The sequence below is a fragment of the Kitasatospora sp. NPDC093102 genome (assembly GCF_040683915.1).
GTDB lineage: Bacteria > Actinomycetota > Actinomycetes > Streptomycetales > Streptomycetaceae > Kitasatospora.
This window is the reverse complement of record NZ_JBFBFA010000059.1, coordinates 1-24395: the sequence shown is the minus strand read 5'-3', so window position 1 is coordinate 24395 and position 24395 is coordinate 1. Positions and strand designations below refer to the sequence as shown.

Annotated in this window: 23 protein-coding genes and 5 pseudogenes; 19 read left to right on the top strand and 9 right to left on the bottom strand. The window is 71.5% G+C overall.

Translation table 11 applies throughout. From position 1 onward, the window contains the following. Positions 1–11 precede the first annotated feature (11 nt). The 3 genes from AB0O11_RS36000 (at position 12) to AB0O11_RS35990 (ending at position 3326) form a co-directional block, all read left to right on the top strand. On the top strand, positions 12–1253 hold the full coding sequence (locus tag AB0O11_RS36000) for a saccharopine dehydrogenase NADP-binding domain-containing protein (protein WP_363395714.1): 1242 nt from the start codon (positions 12–14) through the stop codon (positions 1251–1253). Between the two features lie 20 nt (positions 1254–1273). Then, positions 1274–2122 carry an alpha/beta fold hydrolase gene (locus AB0O11_RS35995; RefSeq protein WP_363395711.1) on the top strand — a complete coding sequence of 283 codons (849 nt, stop codon included), beginning with the start codon at positions 1274–1276 and terminating at the stop codon, positions 2120–2122. 307 nt (positions 2123–2429) lie between these two features. Beyond that, on the top strand, positions 2430–3326 hold the full coding sequence (locus AB0O11_RS35990; RefSeq protein WP_363395708.1) for a PaaX family transcriptional regulator C-terminal domain-containing protein: 897 nt from the start codon (positions 2430–2432) through the stop codon (positions 3324–3326). A gap of 417 nt (positions 3327–3743) precedes the next feature. On the opposite strand, the gene AB0O11_RS35985 is transcribed toward AB0O11_RS35990, so the two are convergent. Together AB0O11_RS35985 and AB0O11_RS35980 are read right to left on the bottom strand one after the other, a co-directional pair. Further along, positions 3744–4721: a serine hydrolase domain-containing protein gene (locus AB0O11_RS35985; protein WP_363395705.1), complete on the bottom strand. Its 978-nt coding sequence runs from the start codon at positions 4719–4721 to the stop codon at positions 3744–3746. Positions 4722–4962: 241 nt separating this feature from the next. After that, a complete protein-coding gene (locus tag AB0O11_RS35980; protein ID WP_363395702.1) occupies positions 4963–5310 on the bottom strand; it encodes a DUF4190 domain-containing protein in 348 nt (115 codons plus the stop codon). Positions 5311–5450: 140 nt separating this feature from the next. Between AB0O11_RS35980 and AB0O11_RS35975 the strand changes: the two genes are divergently transcribed. The 5 genes and pseudogenes from AB0O11_RS35975 to AB0O11_RS35955 form a co-directional block, all read left to right on the top strand. After that, a complete protein-coding gene (locus AB0O11_RS35975) occupies positions 5451–5768 on the top strand; it encodes a hypothetical protein (RefSeq protein ID WP_363395699.1) in 318 nt (105 codons plus the stop codon). After that, positions 5741–6190 (top strand): annotated as a pseudogene (locus AB0O11_RS35970) (response regulator transcription factor); the annotation flags it as partial. The gene AB0O11_RS35975 and the pseudogene AB0O11_RS35970, both read left to right, overlap by 28 nt. After that, positions 6190–6735 (top strand): annotated as a pseudogene (locus AB0O11_RS35965) (cbb3-type cytochrome c oxidase subunit I); the annotation flags it as partial. The pseudogenes AB0O11_RS35970 and AB0O11_RS35965, both read left to right, overlap by 1 nt. After that, positions 6732–7094 (top strand): cytochrome C oxidase subunit I, encoded by a 363-nt coding sequence (locus tag AB0O11_RS35960; protein ID WP_363395696.1) that lies wholly within the window; start codon positions 6732–6734, stop codon positions 7092–7094. The pseudogene AB0O11_RS35965 and the gene AB0O11_RS35960, both read left to right, overlap by 4 nt. 33 nt (positions 7095–7127) lie before the next feature. Then, a pseudogene (locus AB0O11_RS35955) lies at positions 7128–7364 on the top strand (ATP-binding protein); the annotation flags it as partial. A gap of 16 nt (positions 7365–7380) precedes the next feature. Here AB0O11_RS35955 and AB0O11_RS35950 read toward each other — a convergent pair. The 3 genes from AB0O11_RS35950 to AB0O11_RS35940 form a co-directional block, all read right to left on the bottom strand. Next, a complete protein-coding gene (locus tag AB0O11_RS35950; RefSeq protein WP_363395693.1) occupies positions 7381–8979 on the bottom strand; it encodes an ABC transporter permease in 1599 nt (532 codons plus the stop codon). Further along, positions 8976–9902, bottom strand: a complete 927-nt coding sequence (locus AB0O11_RS35945) for an ABC transporter ATP-binding protein (protein ID WP_363395690.1) — start codon at positions 9900–9902, stop codon at positions 8976–8978. Before AB0O11_RS35945 ends, AB0O11_RS35950 begins: the two co-directional genes overlap by 4 nt. An 85-nt stretch (positions 9903–9987) precedes the next feature. Further along, entirely contained in the window at positions 9988–10410 is a 423-nt protein-coding gene (locus AB0O11_RS35940) for an STAS domain-containing protein (protein ID WP_363395687.1), read from the bottom strand. A 295-nt stretch (positions 10411–10705) separates the two neighbouring features. Between AB0O11_RS35940 and AB0O11_RS35935 the strand changes: the two are divergent. Further along, positions 10706–10828 (top strand): annotated as a pseudogene (locus AB0O11_RS35935) (GAF domain-containing protein); the annotation flags it as partial. Between the two features lie 272 nt (positions 10829–11100). Here the strand turns inward: AB0O11_RS35935 and AB0O11_RS35930 are convergent. After that, positions 11101–11787: a response regulator transcription factor gene (locus AB0O11_RS35930; protein ID WP_363395749.1), complete on the bottom strand. Its 687-nt coding sequence runs from the start codon at positions 11785–11787 to the stop codon at positions 11101–11103. 49 nt (positions 11788–11836) lie between these two features. Then, the gene (locus tag AB0O11_RS35925; RefSeq protein WP_363395685.1) at positions 11837–12520 is read right to left on the bottom strand and encodes a hypothetical protein; all 684 of its coding nucleotides are present in this window, start codon (positions 12518–12520) and stop codon (positions 11837–11839) included. Between the two features lie 376 nt (positions 12521–12896). On the opposite strand from AB0O11_RS35925, the gene AB0O11_RS35920 reads away from it, so the two are divergent. The 6 genes and pseudogenes from AB0O11_RS35920 to AB0O11_RS35895 all read left to right on the top strand — a co-directional run bounded on the left by AB0O11_RS35920 (position 12897) and on the right by AB0O11_RS35895 (position 18428). Further along, the gene (locus AB0O11_RS35920; RefSeq protein WP_363395682.1) at positions 12897–14399 is read left to right on the top strand and encodes an amino acid permease; all 1503 of its coding nucleotides are present in this window, start codon (positions 12897–12899) and stop codon (positions 14397–14399) included. A 17-nt stretch (positions 14400–14416) separates the two neighbouring features. Continuing rightward, a complete protein-coding gene (locus AB0O11_RS35915) occupies positions 14417–15640 on the top strand; it encodes an arginine deiminase (RefSeq protein ID WP_363395679.1) in 1224 nt (407 codons plus the stop codon). A 22-nt stretch (positions 15641–15662) separates the two neighbouring features. After that, entirely contained in the window at positions 15663–16667 is a 1005-nt protein-coding gene (gene argF / locus AB0O11_RS35910; RefSeq protein WP_363395676.1) for an ornithine carbamoyltransferase, read from the top strand. Between the two features lie 2 nt (positions 16668–16669). Continuing rightward, positions 16670–17635: a carbamate kinase gene (locus AB0O11_RS35905; RefSeq protein ID WP_363395673.1), complete on the top strand. Its 966-nt coding sequence runs from the start codon at positions 16670–16672 to the stop codon at positions 17633–17635. 68 nt (positions 17636–17703) lie between these two features. Beyond that, a pseudogene (locus AB0O11_RS35900) lies at positions 17704–18000 on the top strand (HPF/RaiA family ribosome-associated protein); the annotation flags it as partial. 62 nt (positions 18001–18062) lie between these two features. Then, positions 18063–18428, top strand: coding sequence for a sigma 54 modulation/S30EA ribosomal C-terminal domain-containing protein (locus AB0O11_RS35895; protein ID WP_363395747.1), 366 nt, complete (start codon positions 18063–18065; stop codon positions 18426–18428). A gap of 136 nt (positions 18429–18564) precedes the next feature. Here the strand turns inward: AB0O11_RS35895 and AB0O11_RS35890 are convergent, their stop codons facing one another. Further along, complete coding sequence (locus AB0O11_RS35890; protein WP_363395670.1) at positions 18565–19119, bottom strand: MBL fold metallo-hydrolase RNA specificity domain-containing protein; 555 nt, start codon at positions 19117–19119, stop codon at positions 18565–18567. A 167-nt stretch (positions 19120–19286) separates the two neighbouring features. Here AB0O11_RS35890 and AB0O11_RS35885 point away from each other — a divergent pair, with 167 nt between their 5' ends. Continuing rightward, positions 19287–20486, top strand: coding sequence for a transposase (locus AB0O11_RS35885; RefSeq protein WP_363395744.1), 1200 nt, complete (start codon positions 19287–19289; stop codon positions 20484–20486). On the opposite strand, the gene AB0O11_RS35880 is transcribed toward AB0O11_RS35885, so the two are convergent. After that, a complete protein-coding gene (locus AB0O11_RS35880; RefSeq protein WP_363395667.1) occupies positions 20437–20874 on the bottom strand; it encodes an oleate hydratase in 438 nt (145 codons plus the stop codon). The genes AB0O11_RS35885 and AB0O11_RS35880 overlap by 50 nt on opposite strands. Before the next feature lie 465 nt (positions 20875–21339). On the opposite strand from AB0O11_RS35880, the gene AB0O11_RS35875 reads away from it, so the two are divergent. The 3 genes from AB0O11_RS35875 to AB0O11_RS35865 all read left to right on the top strand — a co-directional run bounded on the left by AB0O11_RS35875 (position 21340) and on the right by AB0O11_RS35865 (position 24015). Further along, positions 21340–21786: a universal stress protein gene (locus tag AB0O11_RS35875; RefSeq protein WP_363395664.1), complete on the top strand. Its 447-nt coding sequence runs from the start codon at positions 21340–21342 to the stop codon at positions 21784–21786. Positions 21787–21856: 70 nt separating this feature from the next. Further along, positions 21857–22531 carry a CBS domain-containing protein gene (locus AB0O11_RS35870; protein ID WP_363395661.1) on the top strand — a complete coding sequence of 225 codons (675 nt, stop codon included), beginning with the start codon at positions 21857–21859 and terminating at the stop codon, positions 22529–22531. Positions 22532–22701: 170 nt separating this feature from the next. Next, positions 22702–24015: a GAF domain-containing SpoIIE family protein phosphatase gene (locus AB0O11_RS35865; protein WP_363395658.1), complete on the top strand. Its 1314-nt coding sequence runs from the start codon at positions 22702–22704 to the stop codon at positions 24013–24015. Positions 24016–24395 lie beyond the last annotated feature (380 nt).

The following is a 24395-nucleotide window of genomic DNA, read 5'->3' as shown; positions in this document are numbered from 1 at the left end:
CAACACGATAGATGGAGGAGCGAATGAGGATTCTGGCTCTCGGAGGCCCCGGAGCAATGGGTGCCGTAGCGGTACGTGTGGCGGCCGGACTCCCCGGCGTCACCGAGATCGTCGTGGCCGACCGGAACCTGGAGGCGGCCCGGACGCTGGTGCGCCGGCTCAACGAGGACGGCACGGGTGGCGCGCCGATGCGGGCGCTGAAGGTGGACGTGACCGACAGCGGCGCCCTGCACGCCGCTCTGGAGGGCGCGGACGCCGTCCTCAACACCGTCGGCCCGTACTACCGCTTCGGCCTGACCGTGCTGCGAGCCGCGATCACGACCGGCACCCACTACCTGGACATCTGCGACGACTGGGAGCCGACCCTGCAGATGCTCGGCCTGGACGAGGAGGCCCGGGCCGCCGGGGTCCGTGCCGTGGTGGGAATGGGCGCCAGCCCCGGTGTCAGCAATCTGCTGGCCACACGTGCCGTCCGGCAACTGGACCATGTCCAGGATCTGTACACCGCCTGGCCCGTCGACGTCTCCGGCAGCGGTGGGGACGACGAGCAGCTGAGCGACCCCGACGGGCGACCCAGCGCGGCCGCCGTGCACTGGATGGAGCAGATCAGCGGGAAAGTCGCGATGGTCAGCGACGGACGGCTCGTCCACCGGCGGCCACTCCAGCCGGTCACCCTCTCCGTATCCGCCGGACGCACCGGCACGGCCTACACCGTCGGCCACCCCGAGCCGGTCACCCTGCACCGCAGCTTCCGACCGGCCGGCGAGGCCGCCAACCTCATGGTCGTCACCCCAGGCACGATTGCCTACCTCGACGTCCTGCGCCGCGACATCGACGCCGGAAAACTCACCAACGAGACCGCGGCAGCCGAACTCGCCAAGCCCTCGGTGTCCCGCGCGCTGCGGGCCACCGCGGGTGCCATGACCCGCAAGGGGCCCGGGTCACTGCCCCCGTTCTTCGCTACCGCCACGGGCACCCGCGACGGCCGCCGCGTCACCGCCCTGGCCCGGCTCGCCGATACACCAGGCGCCTCGGCGCTGCTCAACGACATGGCGGAGGCAACCGGTCTGCCCCTGGCGCTGGGGCTCGCGCAACTGCTGGACGGCACCGGTGGCCACCTCGGCGTCCACCCGCCGGAGACAGCCATCGACGCCGACCGCTTCTTCCTCGACCTGGCACGCCACGTGCCCGACCTTCCCGGCCACGACGGCCCTCGCGACGGCGTGATCATCGACGTGACCCCGACCCAGTGAAACGCAGCAGGAGACACAACGTGCCATCAAAAAAAGCAACCACACCCCCCACCGACTTCATCGACGTCGCGGGGCGTACCGTCCACTACACCGCGACGGGCAGCGGCCCCCCGGTGCTCCTACTGCACGGTCTGGACCGCAGCCTGGCGGACTGGGCACCGCTCCAAGCAGCCCTGCCCGACCACCGGCTCATCGCAATCGACGTCCCGGGGTTCGGCCGGTCGCAGCCCCTGCCGGACTGCCGGCTCCCCTCACTGGCCGGGCACGTCGAGCGGGTACTCGACCGACTCGGCCTCACGTCCGCCGTACACGTGGTCGGCAATTCCCTCGGCGGCGCCATCGCGATGCAGCTCACCGTTCATGCCCCCGCGCGCGTGTCCTCGCTGACACTGCTCAACAGCGCCGGATTCGGCCGCGAGGTCACCTGTGCGCTGCGTATCCTCGACCTGCCGCTGCTCTGGCGGTTGCTTCTGCGCCCCGCTAAGGGGAACGCACAGCTCGCGGAGCGTTCCCTCTTCCACGATCCGGACTTCGCGACCCCCGAACGGATAGCCGCAGCACTCACTCTCGCCCGCCGCGAAGGAGCCGCCCGAACGCTGCGACAGGTGGCCCGCGAGCTCGGTTCCTGGCGCGGCGTACGTTCCAGCTGGCGCACAAAGCTGCTTGCGGAGGTCTCGGCGCTCGATACCCCGACGCTGGTCGTCTGGGGGACCCACGACCGCATCCTCCCCGCCCGCCATCTCATCAACGCCGCGTCCACCCTGCCCCGGGCACGTACCCACCTCTTCCCGCGAACTGGTCACCTGCCGCAGATCGAGCGCACTGAAGAGACGGCCGCCCTGCTCAGCTCGTTCTGGAACGACCTGTGAAGCGCGTCGAGCGAGGGCTTGGCGGCGGGTGCAACGCGCAGGTCCCGACCCCGGACCGCCTTGTACACGCCTGTCGGTAGGCCACATGGTCGCCCCGGTCCGGACCGGGGCGACCATAGCGATCGGCCTCGCCTCGCGCCCCCGATCAGGACTACGTCGAGGTGGTCGGCATCACTCCCAGAGCCCATGAGCCGAAGGTAGCCTGTTCCGTAAGCGATCGAATCGATTCCGATCGCTCCTCGATCCAGGACCCCGACGCGGCACCTTGATCTACCATCTCAACGACGCCCGAGAGGCCCACCACCCCATGCCTGGAACGGATTCACCCCGCACTCCGGAACCAGCCGTCCAGGTCCCCACCCGGACACTCGTCGAGGCACTGATCCGTACCGACAACACTGTTGACACTGGCGAGCTCTACGCCATCGCCCCGCTGCTCGGCATGACCGACCAACAGGTGCGGCTGTGCGTCAAGCGGATGGTCACCGAAGGGCGGTTCACCCAGGAAGGCAGGGGGCGCAAAGCAGTCCTGCGGGCCACCGGCGCCACCGAGCAGACTCTTGGGCCCGACGTCGACTTCGTCGCACACGCGTTCCGGCAGGACGCGGGCCTCGCCCCCTGGGACGGTACCTGGCACCTCGTCGCCTTCGCGGTCCCCGAGACCGCCCGCACCGCCCGCGACGCCCTGCGAGCTGCTCTCACCCGGCTCGGTGGCGCACCCGTGCAGGGCGGCGTCTACGTCAGCGCCAACGCCTGGGAGCCCTACGTCGAAGACCAAGCCCGCCACCTCGATGTCCTCGACCACCTCACGCTGTTGACCACGGACAACCTGCGCCACGGCAACGAACACGACCCCGCCGCAATCGCCCGCACCCTATGGCCACAGGACGAGATCGCCGACCGCTACCAGCGACTCGCCTGCGTCGCCCGACCGCGGCTGCGCCGACTCCAGGAAGACGCTTACCTCCCCGGCCCCCAGCGGCTGACGATCGCGGTCGAACTGGCCGCCGAATTCACCCGCGCCATGGAGCCCGACCCCCTCCTGCCGCCGGAACTGCTGCCCCAGCCCTGGCCCGGCACGCAGGCCCGTGAACTCGTCGCGCAATGCTGGTCGCTCCTGGACAAGTACACAGAGAAGAGCGAGCGAATCAGCCTGTTCCGGCTCTACCGCGACGCGATCCGCCCAGCAGCTGCCGCCAGCTGAGGCCCGCGACGCAGACCGGCTCGAACAGGCCCTCGGTGTTACACGGATGCAGACCGTCAGGGAAGCTCCCGGGGTACTCCCCAAGCAGCGGTCGGCGATCTGCTTGCCGCGGACCCCGGTGAACAGGCCCTGGCGCCGGACGGTGATGCTGGCGTAGACGGACGTGGCGGGGATGTGTTCGGGGCAAAGCGCGCTCGGCTGGGAGATCCCAGCCGAGCGTCTGTCCGGACTGCTCGCGGCCTGAACAATCGACCACGTGTTGCAACGATCCCTAGAAACCGCTTTCGACGGCCCATGCCTTCGTTGTCTTCTGAATACCGTTGCCATGCCGGCCCAGTGCACGGGCGCCTCTGCGGGGCCGATCAACGACGCCGGCCGAGTTCCCCAGCGCGCCGGCGGTTCTCAGGGAGGCGTGGTTCAGCCGCACAGGGCCGCGTCGACGGCATCCTCGGCCGGCTGCAGGTCCGCGAGGCTGGTCGGGGCGACGGTCGTCGTGACGCTGGCGGCGCGTCCGTCGGCGGTGGCGGCGCTCCAGGTTCCGTAGCCGGGGATGCTGCCGTTGTGCCACCAGACGGTCTTGTGGCACGACAGCTGTGTCCTCATGATCCCCAGTCCGTAGTCGTAGCCGGGCGCGCCCGTGGGGGCGGTGGTGCGCATCTGCTCGAGCTCGGGGCCGCTGAGGAGGTGGCCTTCCTTCATGAGCTCGGAGAAGAACCGGGTGAGGTCGGAGCTGGTGGAGACCATCGCGCCTGCCGCCCAGGCCGCGGAGGGGTCGATCTCGGTGACATCACGCGGCGATCCGTCCGGGCCGTCCTTGTGGTAGCCGTGGGGGTGGGGCCCTCGGAGGGTGGTCTCGGCGGGGGCGGGAAGGTAGGTGTGGCGCAGTCCGATCCTCTTGATGATGCGCTTGTCGACCTCCTCGGCAAGGGGCCGTCCGGTGACCTTTTCCACGATCATCCCGGCCACCAGGTAGTTCGTGTTGCTGTACCCCCAACTCGTTCCCGGGGCGAAGACGGCTTCGTGTCGCAGCGCGATGTCCAGGGTGTCGCGGGGAGAGAGGTAGCGGCGCTGGAGGATGTCGTCGGTGACGTCGTCCTCGTAGTCGGGAAGTCCGCTGGTGTGCTGCAGGAGCTGACGCACCGTGATGTGGCGCCCGTCGATCCCTTGCCCGCGCAGGAGGCTGGGCAGGTAGGTCTCGACCGGGCCATCGAGGCGGATCTTGCCCTCGCCGACCAGTTGCAGCACGACTACCGCGGTGAACGTCTTGGTGACGCTGCCGATCCGCACCTCGCCGTCCCGGGGCACCTTCGCACCGGTGGCCAGGTCCCCGACGCCCGCAGCATAGGTACGGGTGTGGCCGGCCTGGTCACGGACGGCAGCCAGAGCGCCAGGCACGTGATCGGGGCTCACTATTGCGTTCAGACGCTGCTGGATGGCGTCTGGCCTGGCGGCCCTTGAGGCGGCGCCGGCGGACGGGGCCAGCGCGCCGAGGGCGAGGGCCCCGATGGCCACGGCGACGGCAGCGTGAGCCGTCCTGCGACGCAGGACGTGGAACCGAAGCGGCGTACGCGAGTTCATGGAATGTCACCTCTGATGGTGTGTGCGGTTTTGGTGTTCGCCGGGGTTCCCGGCGCGGTCAGTGCCCGGAGAGGTTGCGGCGGACGCACTCGACGTACTGGTGGAGGCCGTCGGGGCGGTAGCACTCCTGGGTGTGGTTCGCGTACCAGGCGATGAAGGCGGCGGCCAGGACGGACACCGCGATCGCGGCGAGCGAGAGCAGCAGGCCGACGAGCGCGCGGCCCCGGCCGGTGCGTCCGGACGCTCGCAGGGCGATGGTGCCCGTGACCAGGCCGGCGGCGCCGAACAGGCCGCCGACGACCGCGAACGAGGTGAACAGGCCGAGCGTGCCCAGCACCACGGTCGCCGTCGCCGGGGTGTTGCGTGCTGCTGCGGGTCGGGCGGCCGTCGTTCCAGGGGTGTGCATCCGCTGTCCTTCCGTGATCGGCCCGGTCGCTCCGGGCCTGACCGATCCTGGAACACGGCGCCCCGTGCGCGCCTCCCGGGAAGGAGGGAAACCGCGCTCCCCCGATCGGGGGAGGGGGCCGGGGGTGCGGGACGTCATACTTGGCATCCACGATCTGGGGAATCCGGCCGTTGCTACGCGGCTCCACATACACGGGCGTGCTGTTCGCGTTCCTCGGCGCGGCGGCGAGCACGGTGCTGCTGTCGGTCGCCGTGCTGCCCGCGCTGCTGTGGGAGTCCGGCCCGTACGGGGTGCGGGCCGCGCTGGTGCTGGTGGTGTGGGCGGGGCTGATCGCCGCGGCCGGGCTGGCCCGCACCACCCGGTGGGTGCTGATCGCGGGGCCCGCCGCCTGCTGGACGCGCCGCTGCCGGAGTCGGCCGGGCCGCTCGGCGTGGACCGGCGGCGGACCCCGCTGCTGATCGCCGACGACGACGCGGTGACCCGCAGCGGCCTGCGCGTCCTGCTCGCGGCGCAGCCCGGGATCACCGTGGTCGGCGAGGCCGCCGACGGCCTCGAAGCGGTCGAAGGGGCCCGGCGGCTGCGGCCGGACGTGGTGCTGATGGACGTGCGGATGCCGCGCCGCAACGGCATCGAGGCGACCCGGCGGATCCTCGCGGAAGTACCGGACCCGCCCAAGGTCATGGTGATCACCACGTTCGAGAACGACGGCCACGTCACCGCCGCGCTCGGCGCCGGGGCCAGCGGGTTCGCGCTCAAACGCCTCCCCGTGCCCCGGATTGCCCAGGCCGTTCGGACCGTCGCGGCGGGGGAGGAGATCCTTTTCCCGGCCGACCTGCGCCGGATGGTCACCGCCCGCCCGCTGGACTCCGCGAAGGCCCTGTGTTTGCCATGTTCGCGGGCTTCTACTTCTGGTGGCCCAAGTTCACCGGCAGGATGCTCGACGAGCGGCTCGGCAGGATCCACTTCTGGACGCTGTTCGTCGGCTTCCACGCCACCTTCCTGGTCCAGCACTGGCTGGACGTCGAGGGCATGCCCCGCCGCTACGCGGACTATCTGGCCTCGGACGGCTTCACCGGCCTGAACACCGTCTCCACCATCGGCTCCTTCGTCCTCGGCCTGTCGATGCTGCCGTTCCTGTACAACGTGTGGAAGACCGCCAAGTACGGCGAGAAGGTCACCGTGGACGACCCGTGGGGCTTCGGCCGCTCGCTGGAGTGGGCGACCTCCTGCCCTCCGCCGCGGCACAACTTCCTCACCCTGCCCCGGATCCGCTCCGAATCCCCCGCCTTCGAACTGCACCACCCCGACATCGCCGCCCGCGACTACCTGGAGAACCAGGGTGAGCCCGCCAAGCACCTCGCCGGCGTCACCCCCGCGCAGTACGACACCCCGCGCCGCCGCAGGGCCGGCACCGCGGACGAGTGAGCCGCCCGATGGCCGAGGAAGCCTGCGACGCGATGGGCGGAGTGCGCAGACTGGAGGGATACCTCCTGTGGCAGGCCGAGATCGCGGGGGCCCGGCGCGCCGCCACCGCGTTCGCCGACCAGTTGCCGTGGCTCACCACCGCCCAGCGCGAAGCGCTCGAACGCGCCTACGTGCAGGAGCAACTGCACAGTTCCCAGCGGACCATCGCCCACATCGCCCGACGCTGCCGGACCATCCGTGGCGAGTACGAGGCACGCTACCGCCGGCTGCGGCTTCGAGCAGCCGCGCTGTGCCTGGGGGCCATCGCGCTGGCCGCGGCCGCTTCCGCTCTGGTAACCATCCCGTCCGGTCGATGGTGAGTCTTCGGGCAAGCCGGGGCCGCGAACGTCCGCTTCGCCAAGACCGGCCGGATCCTGGCCGATTCGGCCGGCGGCCACGCGGACCGCACCTGGGACAAGCGGATGCGCGGGCTCGTCCGCCCGGACGTGCTCATCCTTGACGACTTCGCGATGCGCCAGCTGTCCGCCGCCCAGGCCGACGGCCTTCACGAGCTGGTCAGCGAGCGGCAGGGCCGGTCCCTGATCATCACCAGCAACCGGGCGCGCAGCGACTGGTATCCGTTCTTCCCCAGCCCCGTCGTCGCTCTCAGCCGACATCCCGGCGGCGCAGCCCGGCGAGGCCCGTGCCGGCCAGGCCGGTGGCGAGGAGGGTCAGCCACAGCAGCGGCGCCCACTGGAGGCTTCCTCCCGGGAGCCGTGGCAGGTGCTGGAACGGCGTCAGATCCATGATCCAGTGGTTCAGGTCGAGCGCGGGCCCCAGGTAGCCGATCAGGAGCACGAGAGCGCTCACGCCCCAGACAGCCGGCTCCCGGCGGGGCAGCAGGCCGACCACGGCCACGGCGAACCCGGTCATGACCCAGACCACGGGCAGCTGCACCAGGGCGGCGACGAGGCAGCGGCCCAGCCGGCCGACCGGATCGCCGACGGCCGCGCCGGCGCCGATCCCGGTCGCGGCCCCGCCGGCCGCGAGCAGTACGGCCGATCCGAGCACGGGGTGGACGAGGTGACCGCCGGCCCAGCGCAGCCGGGAGACCGGAGTGGCGAGCAGGGGCTCGGCCCGGCCGCTGCTCTCCTCGGCGCGCATCCGCAGGACCGCCTGCACCGCGTAGACCGAGGCGACCATGCCGAAGACGCCGAGGATCGCCGCGAGGTAGGCGTCGACCGCTCGCTGCTGGCCGCCCATCCGCTCGATGATCTGCCGGAGCTGATCGCTGCCTCGGATCATGTCAAGGACGCCGTTGCTCACCCCGCCGACCACCAGGCCCCCGGTGGTGAAGCCCAGGACCCAGCCGAGGAGGGCGCCGCGTTCGAGCCGCCAGGCCAGTGCCCGCGTGCTGCGCAACCGCGGGCCTGCGGCTGCCGGGCCGGGCTTCGGTGCGAGCAGAGCTGCGCCCAGGTCGCGCCGGTTTCCCAGCGCGGCTGCCCAGCCGAGCAGGAGCGCCGCGACGGTGAGAAGCAGTGCGAGCGGCCACCAGCGGTCGCCGCCGTAAGGGCGGATCTGTTCCGCCCAGCCGATGGGGCTCAGCCACGACAGCCGGCGCGCCCCGTCCGGCCCCGCGCCGTCACCGGCGGCCCGTGTCAGGAAGGCCGCTCCGAGCAGTACTCCGGTGAGCACGTTGGCCCCGCGGGCGGTCTCGGTGAACTGGGCCGTGACGGCCGCGACCCCGGCGAAGCACAGGCCCACACCCGCGAAGGCCAGCCCGAGGGCGAAGGAGCCGGCGGCGGGCTGCCCCAGCGCGGTCAGGCCTGCCCCGACCACCAGCGCGATGGCGAGGTTGGCGAGCGCGGCGGTGGTGACGGCCGCGGTGAGCGCGGCGCCGCGGCCGACCACGCCCGCTCCGACCAGTTCGAGCCGGCCGGACTCCTCCTCGGCTCGGCTGTGCCGGACCACCAGCAGCTGTGACATCAGCCCGGTGAGCACCGCACCGGCGACGAGCATGCGCCACGCGGTCAGGCCGCCGATGCTCGTCGGGTCGAAGACCGAGCCGTAGAGGGCGCGCAGTGAGCTGCTGGCGTTGATGGAGAGGGCGAACCTGGTGCGGTCCGCGTCCGTCGCGTAGAGCCGCTGGAACGCGACGAGGGTCGCGAGCGTCGAACCGGCGATGGCGTACAGCCACACCGGCAGCATCAGCCGGTCCCGGCGCAGCGCCAGGCGCAGCAGCTCCCGGCTTCCTCGGATCGTCATCGCCGCCCGGCTCCCGTCCGCCCGGCCGCCGGCTGGGCGTGGCCGTCCACGTAGTGGCGCAGGAACAGCTCCTCCAGGGTCGGCGGGCGGCTCGTCAGGGTGCGGAGTCCGACGGCGGTGAGCGCGCGCAGGAGGCCGTCCAGGTGGTCGGTGTCGACCTGGCAGCGTAGGTGGGTGCCGGTCAGTACCAGGTCGTGGACGCCGGGAAGCCCGGTGAGTCCCTGTGGCGGAGCACCGAGTTCGGCCTCGACGAAGGTGCTGGTGAGGTGCCGCAGGTCGGCCAGGCTTCCGGTCTCCACGGTCCGTCCTGCGCGGATGATGCTCACCCGGTCGCACAGGGCTTCGACCTCGGAGAGGATGTGGCTCGACAGCAGGACGGTCCGGCCGCGTTCGCGTTCGAGCTCGATGCAGTCGCGGAAGACCTCCTCCATCAGCGGATCGAGCCCGGAGGTGGGCTCGTCCAGGAGGAGCAGTTCGGCGTCCGAGGCGAGCGCCGCGACCAGGGCCACCTTCTGGCGGTTCCCCTTGGAGTACGCCCGGCCCTTCATCGTGGGGTCCAGTTCGAAGCGCTCCAGGAGGTCGGCCCGGCGCAGGGGGTCCAGTCCGCCGCGCAGCCGCCCGAGCAGGTCGATGACCTCTCCTCCGGTGAGGTTCGGCCAGAGCGTCACGTCCCCCGGCACGTAGGCGAGGCGACGGTGCAGGGTGACGCTGTCGCGCCACGGGTCCCCGTCCAGGAGCCGCGCGGTGCCGGAGTCGGCCCGTACCAGGCCGAGCAGGATGCGGATGGTGGTCGACTTGCCGGAGCCGTTGGAGCCCAGGAAGCCGTGCACCTCCCCGCGGGCGACGGTGAGGTCGAGCCCGTCGAGGGCCCGGGACCGGCCGAAGGCTTTCGTCAGGCCGGACACTTCGATTACTGGTGTCATGTGGTGTGAGCCCTCCGTTCGGATGTCGTCGTGGTCGTGGTCGTGGTCGCTCGTCGGGCGCAGCCGCGGCCGGCACCGGCGCTGGTCATGAACGGCAGTGGCTCGGCCGGTCGCGCCGTTCGGCGGCCTCGGGCCGGGCCGGCTGAGCGAACTCGCACGGCACGGCCCGGTTCACGCCCAGCAGCCGCAGCACCTTCGCGGGCTGCCGGGGGACGCCGCGCAGGAACAGCCGGGTGCCCGCTGCCAGTCGCCGGTTCACCTGGAGGAAAGCGCTCGCCCCGGAGCTGTCGCAGAAACCGACCCCGGACAGGTCGAGCACCAGTTCCCGGTTGCCGTCGTCCGCCAGGCCCAGCAATGCCGGGACCAGTTCGGGCGCGGTGAGCACGTCCAGCTCGCCGTGCAGCCGTACCACCGTGGTGCGGGCCTGCGGATCGCGGGTGACCGAGTGGATCAGGCTGCCCGTGACCGGGGCGGGTGCGGTCATGACCGCCTCTGCCGTTGTGCCCACCACAACCTCCTGGAAGTCCCGTCGTCCCTGGCGTCCTGCCCGGCCGTGTGCTCGCCTCGGGGCGGGCGGTCCCGTGCCGCACCGAAGCCAATCAAGTGCCGGGGGCGCAGGGGAGATCCGTTCGGACCTGGGTGAGCGGGTCGGTGGTCCCTGTATCGAGGTCGGCGGCAGGCCGGGTGCGTTCCGTCGGGAGGACCGTATTGACCGGCCGTGCCGGTTCGGCGGTGCTGCCCGCGGGCTCGGTACGGCGCATGCCCGGTGTTCGGCCACGTAGGTCCTGGCCTGGGGCCTTACCGGCTGCCCGGTGCACCATCCGGTGATGCGGACCTTCCTCGGTGTTCCGGTACGGGTGCGCCACGAGGTGTTCGGGAACCTCTACCTGACCGACAAGCGGGGCGGTGAGGAGTTCGACGCCGACTGGACACTGGGGCCCGCACCCCGTGACAGGGCACGGGCCGGGTTCTACGGCGTCTCGGGGGTGAAGGATGAAGAGTCCGGCGACCTTCTCGTCCGTACGGCGCGGCCGTAGGCGGTGCTGCGGAGTCGTGCCGAGCACTGCTCCGCGTCCAGAGGCGCGAATTCGGTTGTCATGCCGGCCACGATCCTCCCTCGCGTTGTCCGCAGCGAGGGGCGGAGGGGCCTCGTGGACCGGTCGGGCGGCCCGTCGCGTGAGGGCCGCCCGGTCCGGGCTCAGAGGGCCGGGCGGCCCAGGCTCCGCTCGCGCACGGGCGGAGCCTGGGTGGCGATGAGGGCGGCCTGGACTCGGCGTTCGACGCCGAGCTTGGCGAGCAGTCGTGAGACGTGGTTCTTGACGGTCTTCTCGGCCAGGTAGAGGCGCTGGCCGATCTGTCGGTTGGTCAGGCCCTCGCCGATCAGCGAGAGGATCTCCCTCTCGCGGTCGGTGAGCTGAGGGAGACCGGTGGTCTGCGGGGTGGCGTCGCCGCGCAGCCGGGTCATGAGGCGGGTGGCGGCACCGGGGTCGAGCATGGACTGTCCGGAGGCGACGGTACGCACGGCGGTGACGAGGTCGGTGCCGCTGATCTGCTTGAGGACGTAGCCGGAGGCGCCGGCCATGATGGCGTCGAGCAGGGCCTCCTCGTCGTCGAAGGAGGTGAGGATGAGGCAGGCGAGTTCGGGCATCCGGGAGCGCAGTTCGCGGCAGACGGTGACACCGTCGCCGTCGGGCAGGCGCATGTCCAGGACGGCGACGTCGGGGCGCAGGGCGGGGACGCGGGTGAGTGCTTGTTCGACGGTGGCGGCTTCGCCGACCACGGTGAGATCGGGTTCGGCGTCCAGCAGGTCGTGAACGCCCCGGCGGACCACCTCGTGGTCGTCGAGGAGGAACACCTTGACCGGGCCGTTCGTGTTGTCCGCCATCATCGCTCCGCTCCACGGCCCGCCGTGCCGAGCCACCTGGGACCACAGCTTAGCCCCGTGTGCAGGGCCACCTGTCCGGTCCTTGAAAGGCTGATCCGTCCGGGAGCGGGGGCGGACGGTCAGCCGGCCTGCTTGCCCGGTGCGGTAGGGCCACTCCAGATTCGTACAACGCCCAGGAGGACTGCCAGGAGTCGCAGGCGCGCCGGTCCAGAACGGCCAGCCGGGCGGTGAGGCCACTGGCGACGAGCACCGTCAGGCCACAGAAGGCGAACCGCCCGATGAGCAGTGCGTTGACGGCGGTGTCGGTTGCCGATGGAGACGCGGCGACCGGCCGACCGCGGTCGTCGACCCAGGTGCTCACGGTCGAGCCGGGGGACGTACGGCGCGGGACGGCGATGCTGCCGGTGTGGTGCTGGTCGCCGGGCCAGGACCAGTAGGCGTCTGCCTCGTACATCGTTCGACCGGCGACGGTCAGGTCGGTGCCCTGCGGAGGGGCGAGTGTGACCGCATTGACCCGGTGGAGTCGGGAGGTGGCTGAGAGGGCCTGCGGGTGGGACGTTGCGTAGCCGGCCGCGGTGGCTCCGGCGCCGACCAGGGCCGCCAGCGCCATGCCGACGAAGGCCATCAGCACGGCCTGGCTGCGGTGGCGGTCGGCGGGGCGGCTCAGCGGGTTGCCGCCGTGGCCGAAGCGCGACGGAGGTGGCCGCGCAGCATGCCGCGAGCAGGTCCGCACCGGTCACGACGGCGCGCCGTGCTGCGCAGCCGCCCGCCGGTCTCCGGGGCAGGCGAAGCAACGCCCCAGGGACCGAACGGACCCGCACGGGGACCGATGGTCCCGATGATCCGCAGCCAGCCGCGTCGCCCGGCGACCGGGGTGCCGGCCCGGTGGGAACGGAACGTCACACGGGAAGCAGGGCGAAGGCCTGGGGGTCGACAGGCCCGGGACCAGGTGGGACCCATGGGGGCGGTATCCGGGACGGCCGGGTCCGAGGTGAGGGACTGTCGGCCCCTGGGGCGCGGCAGGGCCGTGAGCAGAGGATCTTCAGCGACGGGCGGTGAGGAACAGACCGGCCCACGGATTTTTCGCACATCGGCAAAGGAGCCGCTTCATGTCAGCGCTCGATCGCGGGAGACGATCAGAGACCCCGGACGGCACGCGGGCCCGGGAAGGCCGGTCGTTCGGGCTGCCCGCCGCGACGGCGCTGGTCGTCGGCAGCATCATCGGGACCGGCGTGTTCGCCCTGCCGTCGGCCCTGGCCCCGTACGGGCCGATCGCCCTGGTGGCGTTCGTACTGGTGACCATCGGCGCACTGGCGCTCGCGGTGACGTTCGGCCGGCTGACGGAGCGGTCCCCCGGCAGCGGCGGCCCCTACGTCTACGCCCGCGAGGCGTTCGGCGAGTTCGCCGGGTTCCTGACCGCCTGGTCGTACTGGATCACGGCCTGGGCCGGGAACGCGGCGATCGCGGTGGCCTGGGTGGGCTACGTCGAGGTGTTCGTGAACAAGGGGCACCACACCTGGGCGTCCGTGACGATCGCGCTGGCCGGGCTCTGGCTGCCGGCCGTGGTCAACCTGACCGGGGTGCGGAACATCGGCGCGATCCAAGTGGTGACCACCGTACTGAAGTTCGTGCCGCTGGCGTTCATGGCCACGGCCGGCCTGTTGTCCGTGAAGTCCGGCAACTTCGGTGCCTTCAACGCGAGCGGCGGTTCGGCGCTCGGCGCGATCTCGGCAGCGGGGGCGATCGCCCTGTTCAGCTACATCGGGCTGGAGACCGCCTCGGTGGCCGCGGGCCGGGTGCGCGATCCGCAGCGCAACGTCCCGCGCGCCACGGTCTACGGCACGCTGGCCTGTGCCGCGATCTACCTGCTCGGCACCCTGGCGGTGTTCGGAACCGTCCCGCACGGTCAACTGGGTTCCTCCACCGCGCCGTTCACCGACGCCATGAACAACATCGCGGGCGGTACCTGGGCGGGCAACCTCGTCGCCCTGGCCGCGATCGTCTCCGGCATCGGCGCGCTCAACGGCTGGACCCTGATCTGCGCCGAGATGCCGATGGCCGCCGCCAAGGACGGGCTCTTCCCGTCCGCCTTCACCAAGGTCCGCGGTCGCGGCGAGGTGCCGGCCTTCGGCATCGTCTCGGCGACGGTCCTCGCGTCGGTGCTCACCGTGGTCAGCTACACCAGCTTCACCAGGGTCTTCACCGAGATCGTGCTGCTGAGCGTGCTCACCGCCGTCCTGCCGTACCTGATCTCCGCCGCCGCCCAGCTGTACTGGCTGGTGCGCCGCGGCCGGGAGGAGCTGGACCGCGGGAGGTTCGCCCGGGACGTCGTCGTCACGGTCCTCGCGCTGACCTTCTCGTACTGGTCGATCCAGGGCAGCGGTTACCAGACCGTCTACTACGGCCTGTTCACCGTCCTGCTCGGCATCCCCGTCTACATCTGGCTCAAGCGGCCCCAGGCCGAGCCGGCCGCCCCCGAGGAGGCCGAGGAGGCCGCCGCCCCGAGCGGCTCGCCCGCCACCGCCCCGCAACTGCCCCACGCCGCCCGGGCCGCCCGCCCGGCCGGGCTGCCGACCCTCCTGCGCCGGGCTCTGACCCCGCGCCACCACTGAGAACGAGGAGTACCCCGATGTCCGCCCTGCGTGTCGATTCCGAGGCCGGCCGCCTGCACCAGGTGATCCTGCACCGCCCTGGCCTGGAACTGTCCCGGCTGACCCCGCGCAACGTCGACGAGCTGCTGTTCGACGACATCCTGTGGGCCAAGCGCGCCCGCGAGGAGCACGACGCCTTCGCCCAGGTGCTGCGCGACCACGGCGTCCGCGTCCACCACTACGCCGACCTGCTCGCCGAGACGCTCGACATCCCCGTCGCCCGCGCCTGGCTGCTCGGCCAGGTGGCCACCCCGGCCGTGGTGGGCCCGGCCCTGGTCGACCCGGTCCGGGAGCTGTGCGAGGAACTCGACGGCCGGACCCTGGCCGAGTACCTGATCGGCGGCGTCCTCAAAAGCGACCTGCCGCTGAGGAACCCGCACAGCCTGCTCTGGCACACCCTCGGCGACCAGGACTTCGCCCTGCCGCCGCTGCCCAACCACCTCTTCCCGCGCGACAACTCCTGCTGGATCGGCGGCCGGTACAGCCTCAACCCGATGGCCCGTCCGGCCCGCCGCCGGGAAACCCTGCACACCGCCGCCATCTACCGCTTCCACCCGCTGTTCGCCGAGACCGCACCCCCGCTGCTCGACGGCACCACCCCGACCCCGGGACTGAACCTGGAAGGCGGCGACGTCCACACGATCGCCCCGGGCGTCGTCATGATCGGCATGGGCGAGCGCACCACGCCACAGGCCGTCGAGGCCCTCGCCCAGCAGCTCTTCCTCACCGGCACCGCCCGCCGGCTGATCGCGGTACGGCTGCCGGAAAGCCGGGCGTTCATGCACCTGGACACCGTCCTGACGATGATCGACCGGGACACCTTCGCGATCTACCCGGGGCTGGCCGACCAGTTGCGCTCCTGGACCCTCACCCCAGCTCCCGACCGGCCCGCGGGCTTCGACGTCCGCGCCGACACCGACCTCGCCGTCTCCCTCGCCGAGGCCCTCGACGTGGACAAGGTCCGCTTCCTCTCCGCCGACCAGGACGCCCGCGCCGCCGAGCGCGAACAGTGGGACGACGGCAGCAACTTCCTCGCCCTCGCCCCTGGCGTCGTCGTCGGCTACGAGCGCAACACCACCACCAACACCTACCTGCGCAAGCAGGGCATCGAGATCGTCACCATCACGGGTTCCGAACTCGGCCGCGGCCGCGGCGGCCCGCGCTGCATGAGCTGCCCCATCCAGCGCGACCCCGCCAACTGAACCCACCCGAGGAGCGACAACCATGAGCATCGACCTGCGCGGACGCCACTACCTGCGCGAACAGGACTTCACCCCCGCCGAGATCCGCCACCTCCTCGACCTCGCCGCCGAACTGAAGGCCGCCCGGCGGGCGGGCACCGAAACGCAGCTGCTGACCGGCCGCAGGATCGCCCTGATCTTCGAGAAGAACTCCACCCGCACCCGCTGCGCCTTCGAGGTCGCCGCCGCCGACCAGGGCGCCACCACCACCTTCCTCGGCCCGGACGGTTCGCACATCGGCCACAAGGAGACCATCGCCGACACGGCCCGGGTCCTGGGCCGGATGTACGACGGCATCGAGTACCGGGGCTTCGAACAGGACGCCGTCACCGAACTCGCCGAGCGCGCCGGCGTCCCCGTGTACAACGGTCTCACCGACCAGTGGCACCCGACCCAGAGCCTGTGCGACGTCTTCACCATGCGCGAGCACAGCGGCAAACCGCTGGAGGAGATCTCCTTCTGCTATCTGGGCGACGCCCGCAACAACACCGCCAACTCCCTCCTGGTCATGGGGAGTCTGCTGGGCATGGACGTGCGGATGGCTGCCCCCGAGGCATTGTGGCCCGCCCCGGACCTGGTCGCGCAGTGCCGACGGATCGGCGAGGACACGGGAGCCCGAATCATGCTGAGCGATCAGCCGACGGAGGCGGTCCGCGGCGCCGACTACCTCTACACCGACGTCTGGGTCTCGATGGGCGAGGACCACGGCAAGTGGAAGGAGCGCATCGACCTGCTGCTCCCGTACCAGGTCAACGCCGACCTGCTCGCCGCCACCGGCAACCCCGACACCGCCTTCCTGCACTGCCTGCCGGCCCTGCACGACCGCAACACCGACCTCGGTGCCGAACTCGCCCGCGAGCACGGCCTCGACGGGCTCGAAGTCACCGACGACGTCTTCGAGTCCCCCGCCTCCCTCGTCTTCGAGCAGGCCGAGAACCGGATGCACACCATCAAGGCGGTCCTGGTCGCCACCCTCGGAAGGAACTGACCATGCGCATCGTCGCCGCACTCGGCGGAAACGCCCTGCTCCAGCGAGGCGAACGCCCCGACGCCGACGTCCAGTTGCGTCACGTCCACCAGGCCGCCCGCTCGCTGGCCGAACTCGTCGAGGCCGGGCACGAGCTGGTGATCACCCACGGCAACGGCCCGCAGGTCGGCCTGCTCGCCGCCGAGAGCGAGGCGGACCCGGCGCTGACCGTTCCCTATCCGCTGGACGTCCTCGGCGCCCAGACCCAGGGCATGATCGGTACTCTTCTCGCCCGCGAACTGATGGGACGACTGCCGGGCCGCGCCGTGGCAGCCGTCGTCACCCACACCGAGGTCGACCCCCACGATCCGGCCTTCCAGGGGCCGAGCAAGTTCATCGGCGGCCAACTCACCGAAGCGCAGGCCAGGTCGATGGAGACCGAACGCGGCTGGACCACCGCCCGGGACGGCGACCGGCTGCGGCGCACCGTCCCCTCGCCGCGACCGGTGGCGATCAGCGAGGTACCGGTCGTCCGTTCCCTCCTGGCCACCGGGACGGTGGTGATCGCCGGCGGCGGCGGCGGAGTCCCGGTCATCCGGGACACCGACACGGGGCTGCTGCGCGGCGTCGAAGCGGTCGTCGACAAGGACCTCACCGCGGCTCTGGTCGCGGAAGAACTCGACGCCGACGCACTGCTGATCCTCACCGACGTCACCCACGTGTTCACCGGCTTCGGGACCTCCCGACCCCGCCCGCTGCTCACCGCCACCCCGGCGCAGCTGCGCGTACTCGACCTGCCCGAGGGCTCGATGCGGCCCAAGGCGGAAGCCGCCGCCGCCTTCGCCGAACGCACCGGCGGCCTCGCCGCGATCGGCCCGCTCGACAACGCCCTCGGCATCCTCCTCGGCACCACCGGGACCACCGTCCGCGCCCACGCGGACGGTCACGCCGCACACCACGACCTGCTGCTCCTCGGAAAGGAATTCTGATGAACCGTCTGCAGACCCACCCCGTCGTCGACGTCCTGGTGGAGACCTGCGGCTAGGTCTCGCCGGCCGCTCCGGACTACGTGAGGGCCAAGGTGACCGCTGTGCCGGAGCGTGTGGACGAACCCGTCCTCGCCGCCCGGGTGAAGCTCACCCAGGAGGCGCACCACTCGATCGCCAAGCCGTGCCTCGCCCAGGGCATGGTGGACCTCAACGGGCGCCCGGTCCGGGCCCACGTGGCGGCCGCGACCATGCAGGAAGCGGTCGACCTGCTCCAGGACCGGCTGACCGCGAGGCTCGCCAGGATCCGCCGTTACCAGGACCACCACCGGCACCACGGCGCGTCTCCGGTGGATCCGGGCGCGTAGCACGAGGAATCCGGCCATGACCACCGCCCGCACCGCCGCGGCCTGGCCCGGAGGAGCGGCGGATCGTCCGCCACAAGGCCTACAGCCTGGCCCGCCAGAACGTGTGGTCCGCGGTGTTCGAACTGGAGGCCATGGACTACGGCTTCCACATGTTCACCGATGCCGTGACCGGCTGCGACGGTGTGGTCTACCGTGACGGGACCACCGGCGGTCACCGAGCGGCGGCGGCCGGCCCGGCACCGGAACCGCTGACGGGACTCTCGGTGAGCACCTGCGGAGTTCCGGAGCTCGGCGTCGCGGACGCCGTCTCGCGGCTCGACCTCAGTGGCCTGCCGTTCGTCCTCTTCACCGACACCGCCACCGGGCGCGGCAACGTCCTCTACCACCGCTTCGACGGCCACTACGGTCTCATCACCCCGGTCGCGTAGAGCGGCGGGGGACGGACGGGTGTGGGTCCCGCGTGATGCTTCGCGAGCGGACGACTGCTGCGGGAACGGGCGAGCCCGTGACGGATGGGGCAGGGCCTCCACGGGCCCTGCCCCATCCGTTGCCATCTGGCCCGACCTATACCGTGGCACGCTCGCCGGGGCGCGGGACGACCGCGTTCCAGCCGAGTTCCTTCGCGATCCGGGTGCGCAGCCGCTCGGAACTCCTTGGCTCGCCGTGGACGATGTAGACCGTGTCGGGAGCGGGGGCACCGCTCAGCCAGCCGAGGACCTCGTCGGCGTCCGCGTGGGCTGAGAACCCGGGCACGTTGACGACCTCGGCCCGGACGGGGACGTAGGTGCCGAACATCCTCACCGACCGGGCGCCGTCGACCAGGTCCCGGGCACGGGTGCCCAGGGCTGCGAAACCGACGACCAGGACGCTGTTGTGCGGGTCCGGGAGCAGCCGGCGCAGGTGGTGCACGACGCGTCCCCCGGTGGCCATCCCCGAGGCGGAGACGATGACGCTCGGGACGGGGGTGTGCTGGATGCCCGCGGACTCCTGGGCGGAGCGGGCCGGGGTGAACGGGGCCGGATCGAGCGCGGCCTCCCCTTCAGCCGTCAACTCGGCTCGAAGGCACGGAGACCGGCGGTCGATGGCGTCGCGGTAGACGCGCAGGGTCTCCCGTTCCATCCCTGATCTTCGGAGGGTATCCCCGGCTTCAGCCGGGGAGGGAATCCGATCCTGGGATCGGCGGCGCGGAGCGCCGCCGCGTCCCTACGCAGCAGAGCGCTCGTGGTGTGTTCTGTCAGTGGCGTGTGGCATGTTGATTGCCGAGGCGGTGGAGGGGGTGGGTCGTGTTGATTCGTGCGTACAAGTTCTTGCTGCGGCCCACCGTGGGCCAGCAGCAGGCACTGACGGAGATGCTGCGGGATCACTGCTCGCTCTACAACGGGGCGTTGCAGGAACGTCGGGATGCCTGGCGGCATGTCTCCGGGACGACGGTCCGGTACGGCGATCAGTCTGCGCAGCTCAAGGAGATCCGGGCGTTCGACCCGGAGCGTCAGGGCCGCTGGTCCTTCTCCTCCCAGCAGGCCACGCTTCGACGGCTGGACAAGGCGTTCGCGGCGTTCTTCCGCCGGGTCACGTCCGGTGAGAAGCCGGGATACCCGCGCTTTCGCGGCGTGAACCGGTTCGACACGGTGGACTTCCCCAAGGACGGTGACGGCTGCCGCTGGGACTCAACCCCGCACGATCCGGTGACCCGCGTCCGTTTCCAGGGCGTCGGCCACGTCAAGGTCAACCGGCACCGCCCGGTGGCCGGCACGGTCAAGACGATCTCGGCCAAGCGTGAGGGCAAACGCTGGTACGTCGTGCTGACGGCCGAGCAGGCCCGGCCCGATCCGCTGCCCGCGACCGGATCCGTGGTCGGCATCGACATGGGCATAGCCAGCTTCCTCGCCGACTCCAGCGGCGGGTTCGTTCCCAGCCCCCGCCACGGCCGGAAGGCCGCCGCGAAGCTGGAGAAGGCGCAGCAGGCTCTCAGTCGGTGCAAGCGCGGGTCGAAGCGCCGCCGCAAGGCTGTGGAGACCGTCGCCAGGCTGCACCGTAAGGTCCGCCGTCAGCGCCTCGACCATGCCCACAAGACCGCCCTCGGTTTGGTCCGCGAGCATGATCTGATCGCGCACGAGGACCTCAGGATCCGCAGCATGGTCAAGGCCCCCGCGCCGAAGCCCGACCCCGACCGGCCGGGTGCCTTTCTCCCCAACGGGGCCGCGGCCAAAGCCGGGCTCAACCGCTCGATATCGGATGCCGGATGGGGGGTGTTCCTTGCGATCCTGCGTGCCAAGGCTGAAAGCGCCGGACGGGAAACGATCGCCGTGGACCCCCGCAACACCTCCCGGACATGCCCCACATGCAGGCATGTTGCGGCGGAGAACCGGCCCACCCAGGACACCTTCCACTGCACCGGCTGCGGCCACCAGGCGCACGCCGACACAGTGGGAGCCGTCAACGTCCTACGGGCCGGGCTGGCCCGTCGCAACGCCCGGAAGGGTTAGCGAGAAGCCCCCGCGGTTCACGCGGGGGAGGAGTCACGGAGTGCCCGTCCACGATCACACCGCCCTTGCGGACCAGGCGGGCCGCGTCGTCCCACGGCGACTCCTCGTGGGAGTCGAGGATGTCCTGGGTGGCCGACTTCGACGGGTCGTCCAGCGAGGGGATGCCGGACAGCAGGTCGTACGTGCAGCGGAACTGCGCCTCGAACATCCGCCCGCCGCGCATCGTGTACCCGGTCTCCGGGGTGCCGCCCGCGTCGAGGCTCCCGCCGACCTCGTCCTGTGCCTCGAAGATGTGGATGTCACGGCCGGCGAATCCCCCGTCCCGGATGAGGAACGCCGCCGCGGACAGGGCGGCGATGCCGCCGCCGACCAGATACGCCTGTGCCATCGAGAACTCCTCAACTCTGCTGCGCCGAAGCCCTGTGTGTCCGTCCGACCGAGCGGCCCTCGCGGCGATTCGCCGACCGGGACCGGACCCCTCGGATGGGGTGTGGACGCCAGCCTGCTCCTCGTCACTGGGCGTGGTCTGTGGGCCGTTGGTCACTGGAGGGCGGCACAACGGTCCCGGTCGGGCGGCCTTCGGTCCCGGCCGTGCTCGGAAGTGATCGCGCGACCCGGCCGGCGAGGGGCCGGACACGCGCGTCCCGCGACCGACCGAGCGCACCACCGCCCCCGGCCACGCGGTGACGGGGCTCACGGCCCCCTCCGGTGGGACATCCGCCCGCCCGCCCGCCGCCGCAGCCGTGTCCGCAAGCGGGCGGAAGGTCCCGGCAGCATGGTCCCCTCCGGCCCTTCGCCGCACCGAGCCGGTCGCCCGATGGTGGAGACAACTGCAAACGAGAAGGAGAGCACCGTGACCGAGCAGACCGACACGCAGCGGTGGATCGTGGTCGGCGTGGACGGCTCGCCGTCCTCCGTCGACGCGCTGCGCTGGGCCGTGGACCAGGCCCGTGCGCGGGGCGCCGTCGTCGAGGCCGTCACCGCGTGGCAGCACCCGGTGGCCACCGGGTGGCCCGTACCCGTCGTGGCCTACGAGAACCCCGCCGACAGCGCGCGCAACGTGCTCGACGAGGCCGTCGCCGAGGCGGCCGACGCCGAGTGCCGGGGCGGGATCCGCGCCCGGGTGGTGGAGGGCGGTGCCGTGTCGTGTCTGCTCGACGCGGCTCGGGGCGCCGACCTCCTGGTTGTCGGCAGCCGGGGCCACGGCGGGTTCACCGGCGCCCTGCTGGGGTCTGTCGGCCAGCACTGCGTCCAGCACGCGCCCTGCCCCGTGGTCGTGGTCCGCCACCCCAACGACTGAGCCCGCCAACCCTGCACCCCACCCCACTACACCGCCCTGCCAATGCCCACCGGAAAGGAGAAAGCCGACCATGCGACACCGGATCGTGGGAGAGCTGATGACCCACGTCGTCGTACACGTACGGCCCGACACCGGCTTCAAGGAGATCGCCCGGCTGCTCGCCGAGCACGACATCACCTCCGTACCCGTCCTGGACCAGGAGGACCGTCCGATCGGACTGGTCTCCGAGGCCGACCTGCTGCTCAATGAAGCCGCCCAGGAAGACCCCGCCGGACTGATGCTCGCCCCGGACCTGCCGCCGCGCGACCGCGCCCGCAGCCGAGCCGCCACCGCCGAGGGCCTGATGACCAGCCCGGCCGTCTGCGCCCGGCCCGAATGGACCGTGGTCGAAGCCGCCCGCCTGATGCAGCGCGACAAACTCAAGCGCCTCCCCGTCGTGGACGAGGCCGGACGTCTGATCGGCATCGTCAGCCGCAGCGACCTGCTGCGCGTCTTCCTGCGGCAGGACCGGGCGATCCGCGAGGAGCTCCTCGGGGACGTCCTGGAGCGCACGCTGGGACTCGCCCCGGGCACCGTCGACGTCCAGGTGCACGAAGGCCGGGTCACCCTGACCGGCACGGTCGAGCACCGTGCCCTGGTGTCGGTGGTGGAGCGGCTGTGCCGGGGCGTGGACGGCGTCGTGGACGTGACCAGCCACCTCGACCACCGCACGGACGCGACCACGGTCCTGCACCCGGCGCGCTGACCGGGCGCACACGGGTCGGAGCCGTGTGCCACTACGGGAACCCGGCTCCGATCGGTGGCGATCCACAGCTCCTGTCGATGCCGGCCGGTATCGTTGGATCACGGGAATGTGATGCCCGTCACGGTGATACTCGGTGTCCGGGTCGTGTGTGCCGGAAGGATCTTGAACCAATGCGGCAGCCCAGCGCAGCGGACGCGGCCGGTGCCGGCGAGCAGGCAGACATCGATGCACTCCAGGCCCAGCTTCGGGAACTGGCCCGCGCCCAGAGACGGATGAGCAGTCTGCTGCAGGCCGTGCTGGCGATCAGCCGCGACCTGGAACTCCCGATCGTCCTGCGGCGCATCGTGACCACGGCGATGGATCTGGTCGGGGCCCGCTACGGGGCGCTCGGCGTCCTCGACGAGGACGGCACCCGGCTGGCCGACTTCATCCCGGCCGGCCTGGACGAGGACGAACGCTCCCGGCTGGCCGGCACCCCGCTCCCCGCCGGCCGGGGGCTTCTGGGTCGCCTGATCCACGATCCGCAGCCCCTGCGCGTCGACGACATCGCAGTCCACCCGGCCGCCGTCGGCTTCCCCCGAGGGCACCCGCCGATGCGCACCCTGCTCGGTGTCGCGATCACGGTGCGCGGCCGCGTCTACGGCAACCTCTACCTCGCCGACAAGCACGGCGACCAGCCGTTCGACCTCGATGACGAGGCCGTGGTGAGCGCGATGGCCGGCGCCGCGGGCGTGGCGATCGAGAACGCCCGCCTCTACAGCCGGGTCCGAGCCGACTCCGAGCACTTTCAGCGGCTGCTGCTGCCCACGCTGCCGGTGCTTACTCCACTGGCCACCTGGGCGAGCTACCAGCCGGCCACCGAGCCCGCTCTACTGGGCGGTGACTGGTACGACGCGCTGGCCCTGCCGAACGGTACGCGGGTGGCAGTCATCGGCGACGTGGCCGGCCACGACCTTGACGCCGCCGCCATCATGGCGCAGACCCGAAACATGCTGCGGGCCATCGCCCACGACGAGGCCACGACACCCAGCGAGGCGCTCGCCCGGCTCGACCACGCCGTGCACGCCCTGCCCGAGGTCCCGATGGCGACCGTATGCCTCGCCCGCCTCGAGCCAGCGGACGGGGCATGGAATCTGCGCTGGAGCAACGCGGGCCATCTGCCGCCGCTGCTCGTCACCCCGGACGGCACCGCACACTATCTCGACTCCGAGCCCGACCTGCCGATCGGGGTCGACCCGAGCCTGCCTCGCCTCGACCGCACGCATCCGGTGCCCGAGGGCGCGACGCTGGTGCTGTACACCGACGGACTGGTCGAGCACCCCGCCGTGAGCATCGACGCGGGGCTGCGAGTCGTCGCCGAGACTGCTTCGGCCTGGGCGGGCAGGCCGCTGGAGAGCCTCGGGAAGGCTTTGATCGACGCCCGCCCGGGAGACCCTCACGACGACCTCGCCGTGCTGGCTCTGCGGATACCCGGAGTGACGTGACCTCGTGGAGCGGGCCGACCACGGGTCGGTGAGTGGGACTCCGGGTGCAGGCGCACAGGCGCGCGCCGGGGCGTGACCTCGATGCGCGCCCCCGGCTCGTCGGCAGCCGAAGCCGCAGCCCGGGCGCAGTAGAGAGTCCCTGGGCTCCATGTGGACGGCAGAGGAGGCAGCGGGCAAGACCGGCGTTCGTCCGGCCCGGCCAGCGCATTCCTATGTGACTTTCCGTCACCACCGAATGTGAGCCAGAGCCGTTGGCGGCTCTGTCGAAGATCTTGTGATCAGGCTTGAGTCAGACGGCCCGGATGGTTGTGCGCCTCGGTGGCGCACTGTCTGGCTTGTCGGTACCGCGGGCTAGCATCCATTTGATTCGCGAAGGATGA

Bases quoted from the DNA above. Each gene is read 5' to 3' on its own strand.
- AB0O11_RS36000 (WP_363395714.1), top strand. From the start codon at position 12: ATGGAGGAGCGAATGAGGATTCTGGCTCTCGGAGGCCCCGGAGCAATG.
- AB0O11_RS35990 (WP_363395708.1), top strand. From the start codon at position 2,430: ATGCCTGGAACGGATTCACCCCGCACTCCGGAACCAGCCGTCCAGGTC.
- AB0O11_RS35980 (WP_363395702.1), bottom strand. From the start codon at position 5,310: ATGCACACCCCTGGAACGACGGCCGCCCGACCCGCAGCAGCACGCAAC.
- AB0O11_RS35950 (WP_363395693.1), bottom strand. From the start codon at position 8,979: ATGACGATCCGAGGAAGCCGGGAGCTGCTGCGCCTGGCGCTGCGCCGG.
- AB0O11_RS35945 (WP_363395690.1), bottom strand. From the start codon at position 9,902: ATGACACCAGTAATCGAAGTGTCCGGCCTGACGAAAGCCTTCGGCCGG.
- AB0O11_RS35930 (WP_363395749.1), bottom strand. From the start codon at position 11,787: ATGGCGGACAACACGAACGGCCCGGTCAAGGTGTTCCTCCTCGACGAC.
- AB0O11_RS35920 (WP_363395682.1), top strand. From the start codon at position 12,897: ATGTCAGCGCTCGATCGCGGGAGACGATCAGAGACCCCGGACGGCACG.
- AB0O11_RS35915 (WP_363395679.1), top strand. From the start codon at position 14,417: ATGTCCGCCCTGCGTGTCGATTCCGAGGCCGGCCGCCTGCACCAGGTG.
- argF (WP_363395676.1), top strand. From the start codon at position 15,663: ATGAGCATCGACCTGCGCGGACGCCACTACCTGCGCGAACAGGACTTC.
- AB0O11_RS35905 (WP_363395673.1), top strand. From the start codon at position 16,670: ATGCGCATCGTCGCCGCACTCGGCGGAAACGCCCTGCTCCAGCGAGGC.
- AB0O11_RS35890 (WP_363395670.1), bottom strand. From the start codon at position 19,119: ATGGAACGGGAGACCCTGCGCGTCTACCGCGACGCCATCGACCGCCGG.
- AB0O11_RS35880 (WP_363395667.1), bottom strand. From the start codon at position 20,874: ATGGCACAGGCGTATCTGGTCGGCGGCGGCATCGCCGCCCTGTCCGCG.
- AB0O11_RS35870 (WP_363395661.1), top strand. From the start codon at position 21,857: ATGCGACACCGGATCGTGGGAGAGCTGATGACCCACGTCGTCGTACAC.
- AB0O11_RS35865 (WP_363395658.1), top strand. From the start codon at position 22,702: ATGCGGCAGCCCAGCGCAGCGGACGCGGCCGGTGCCGGCGAGCAGGCA.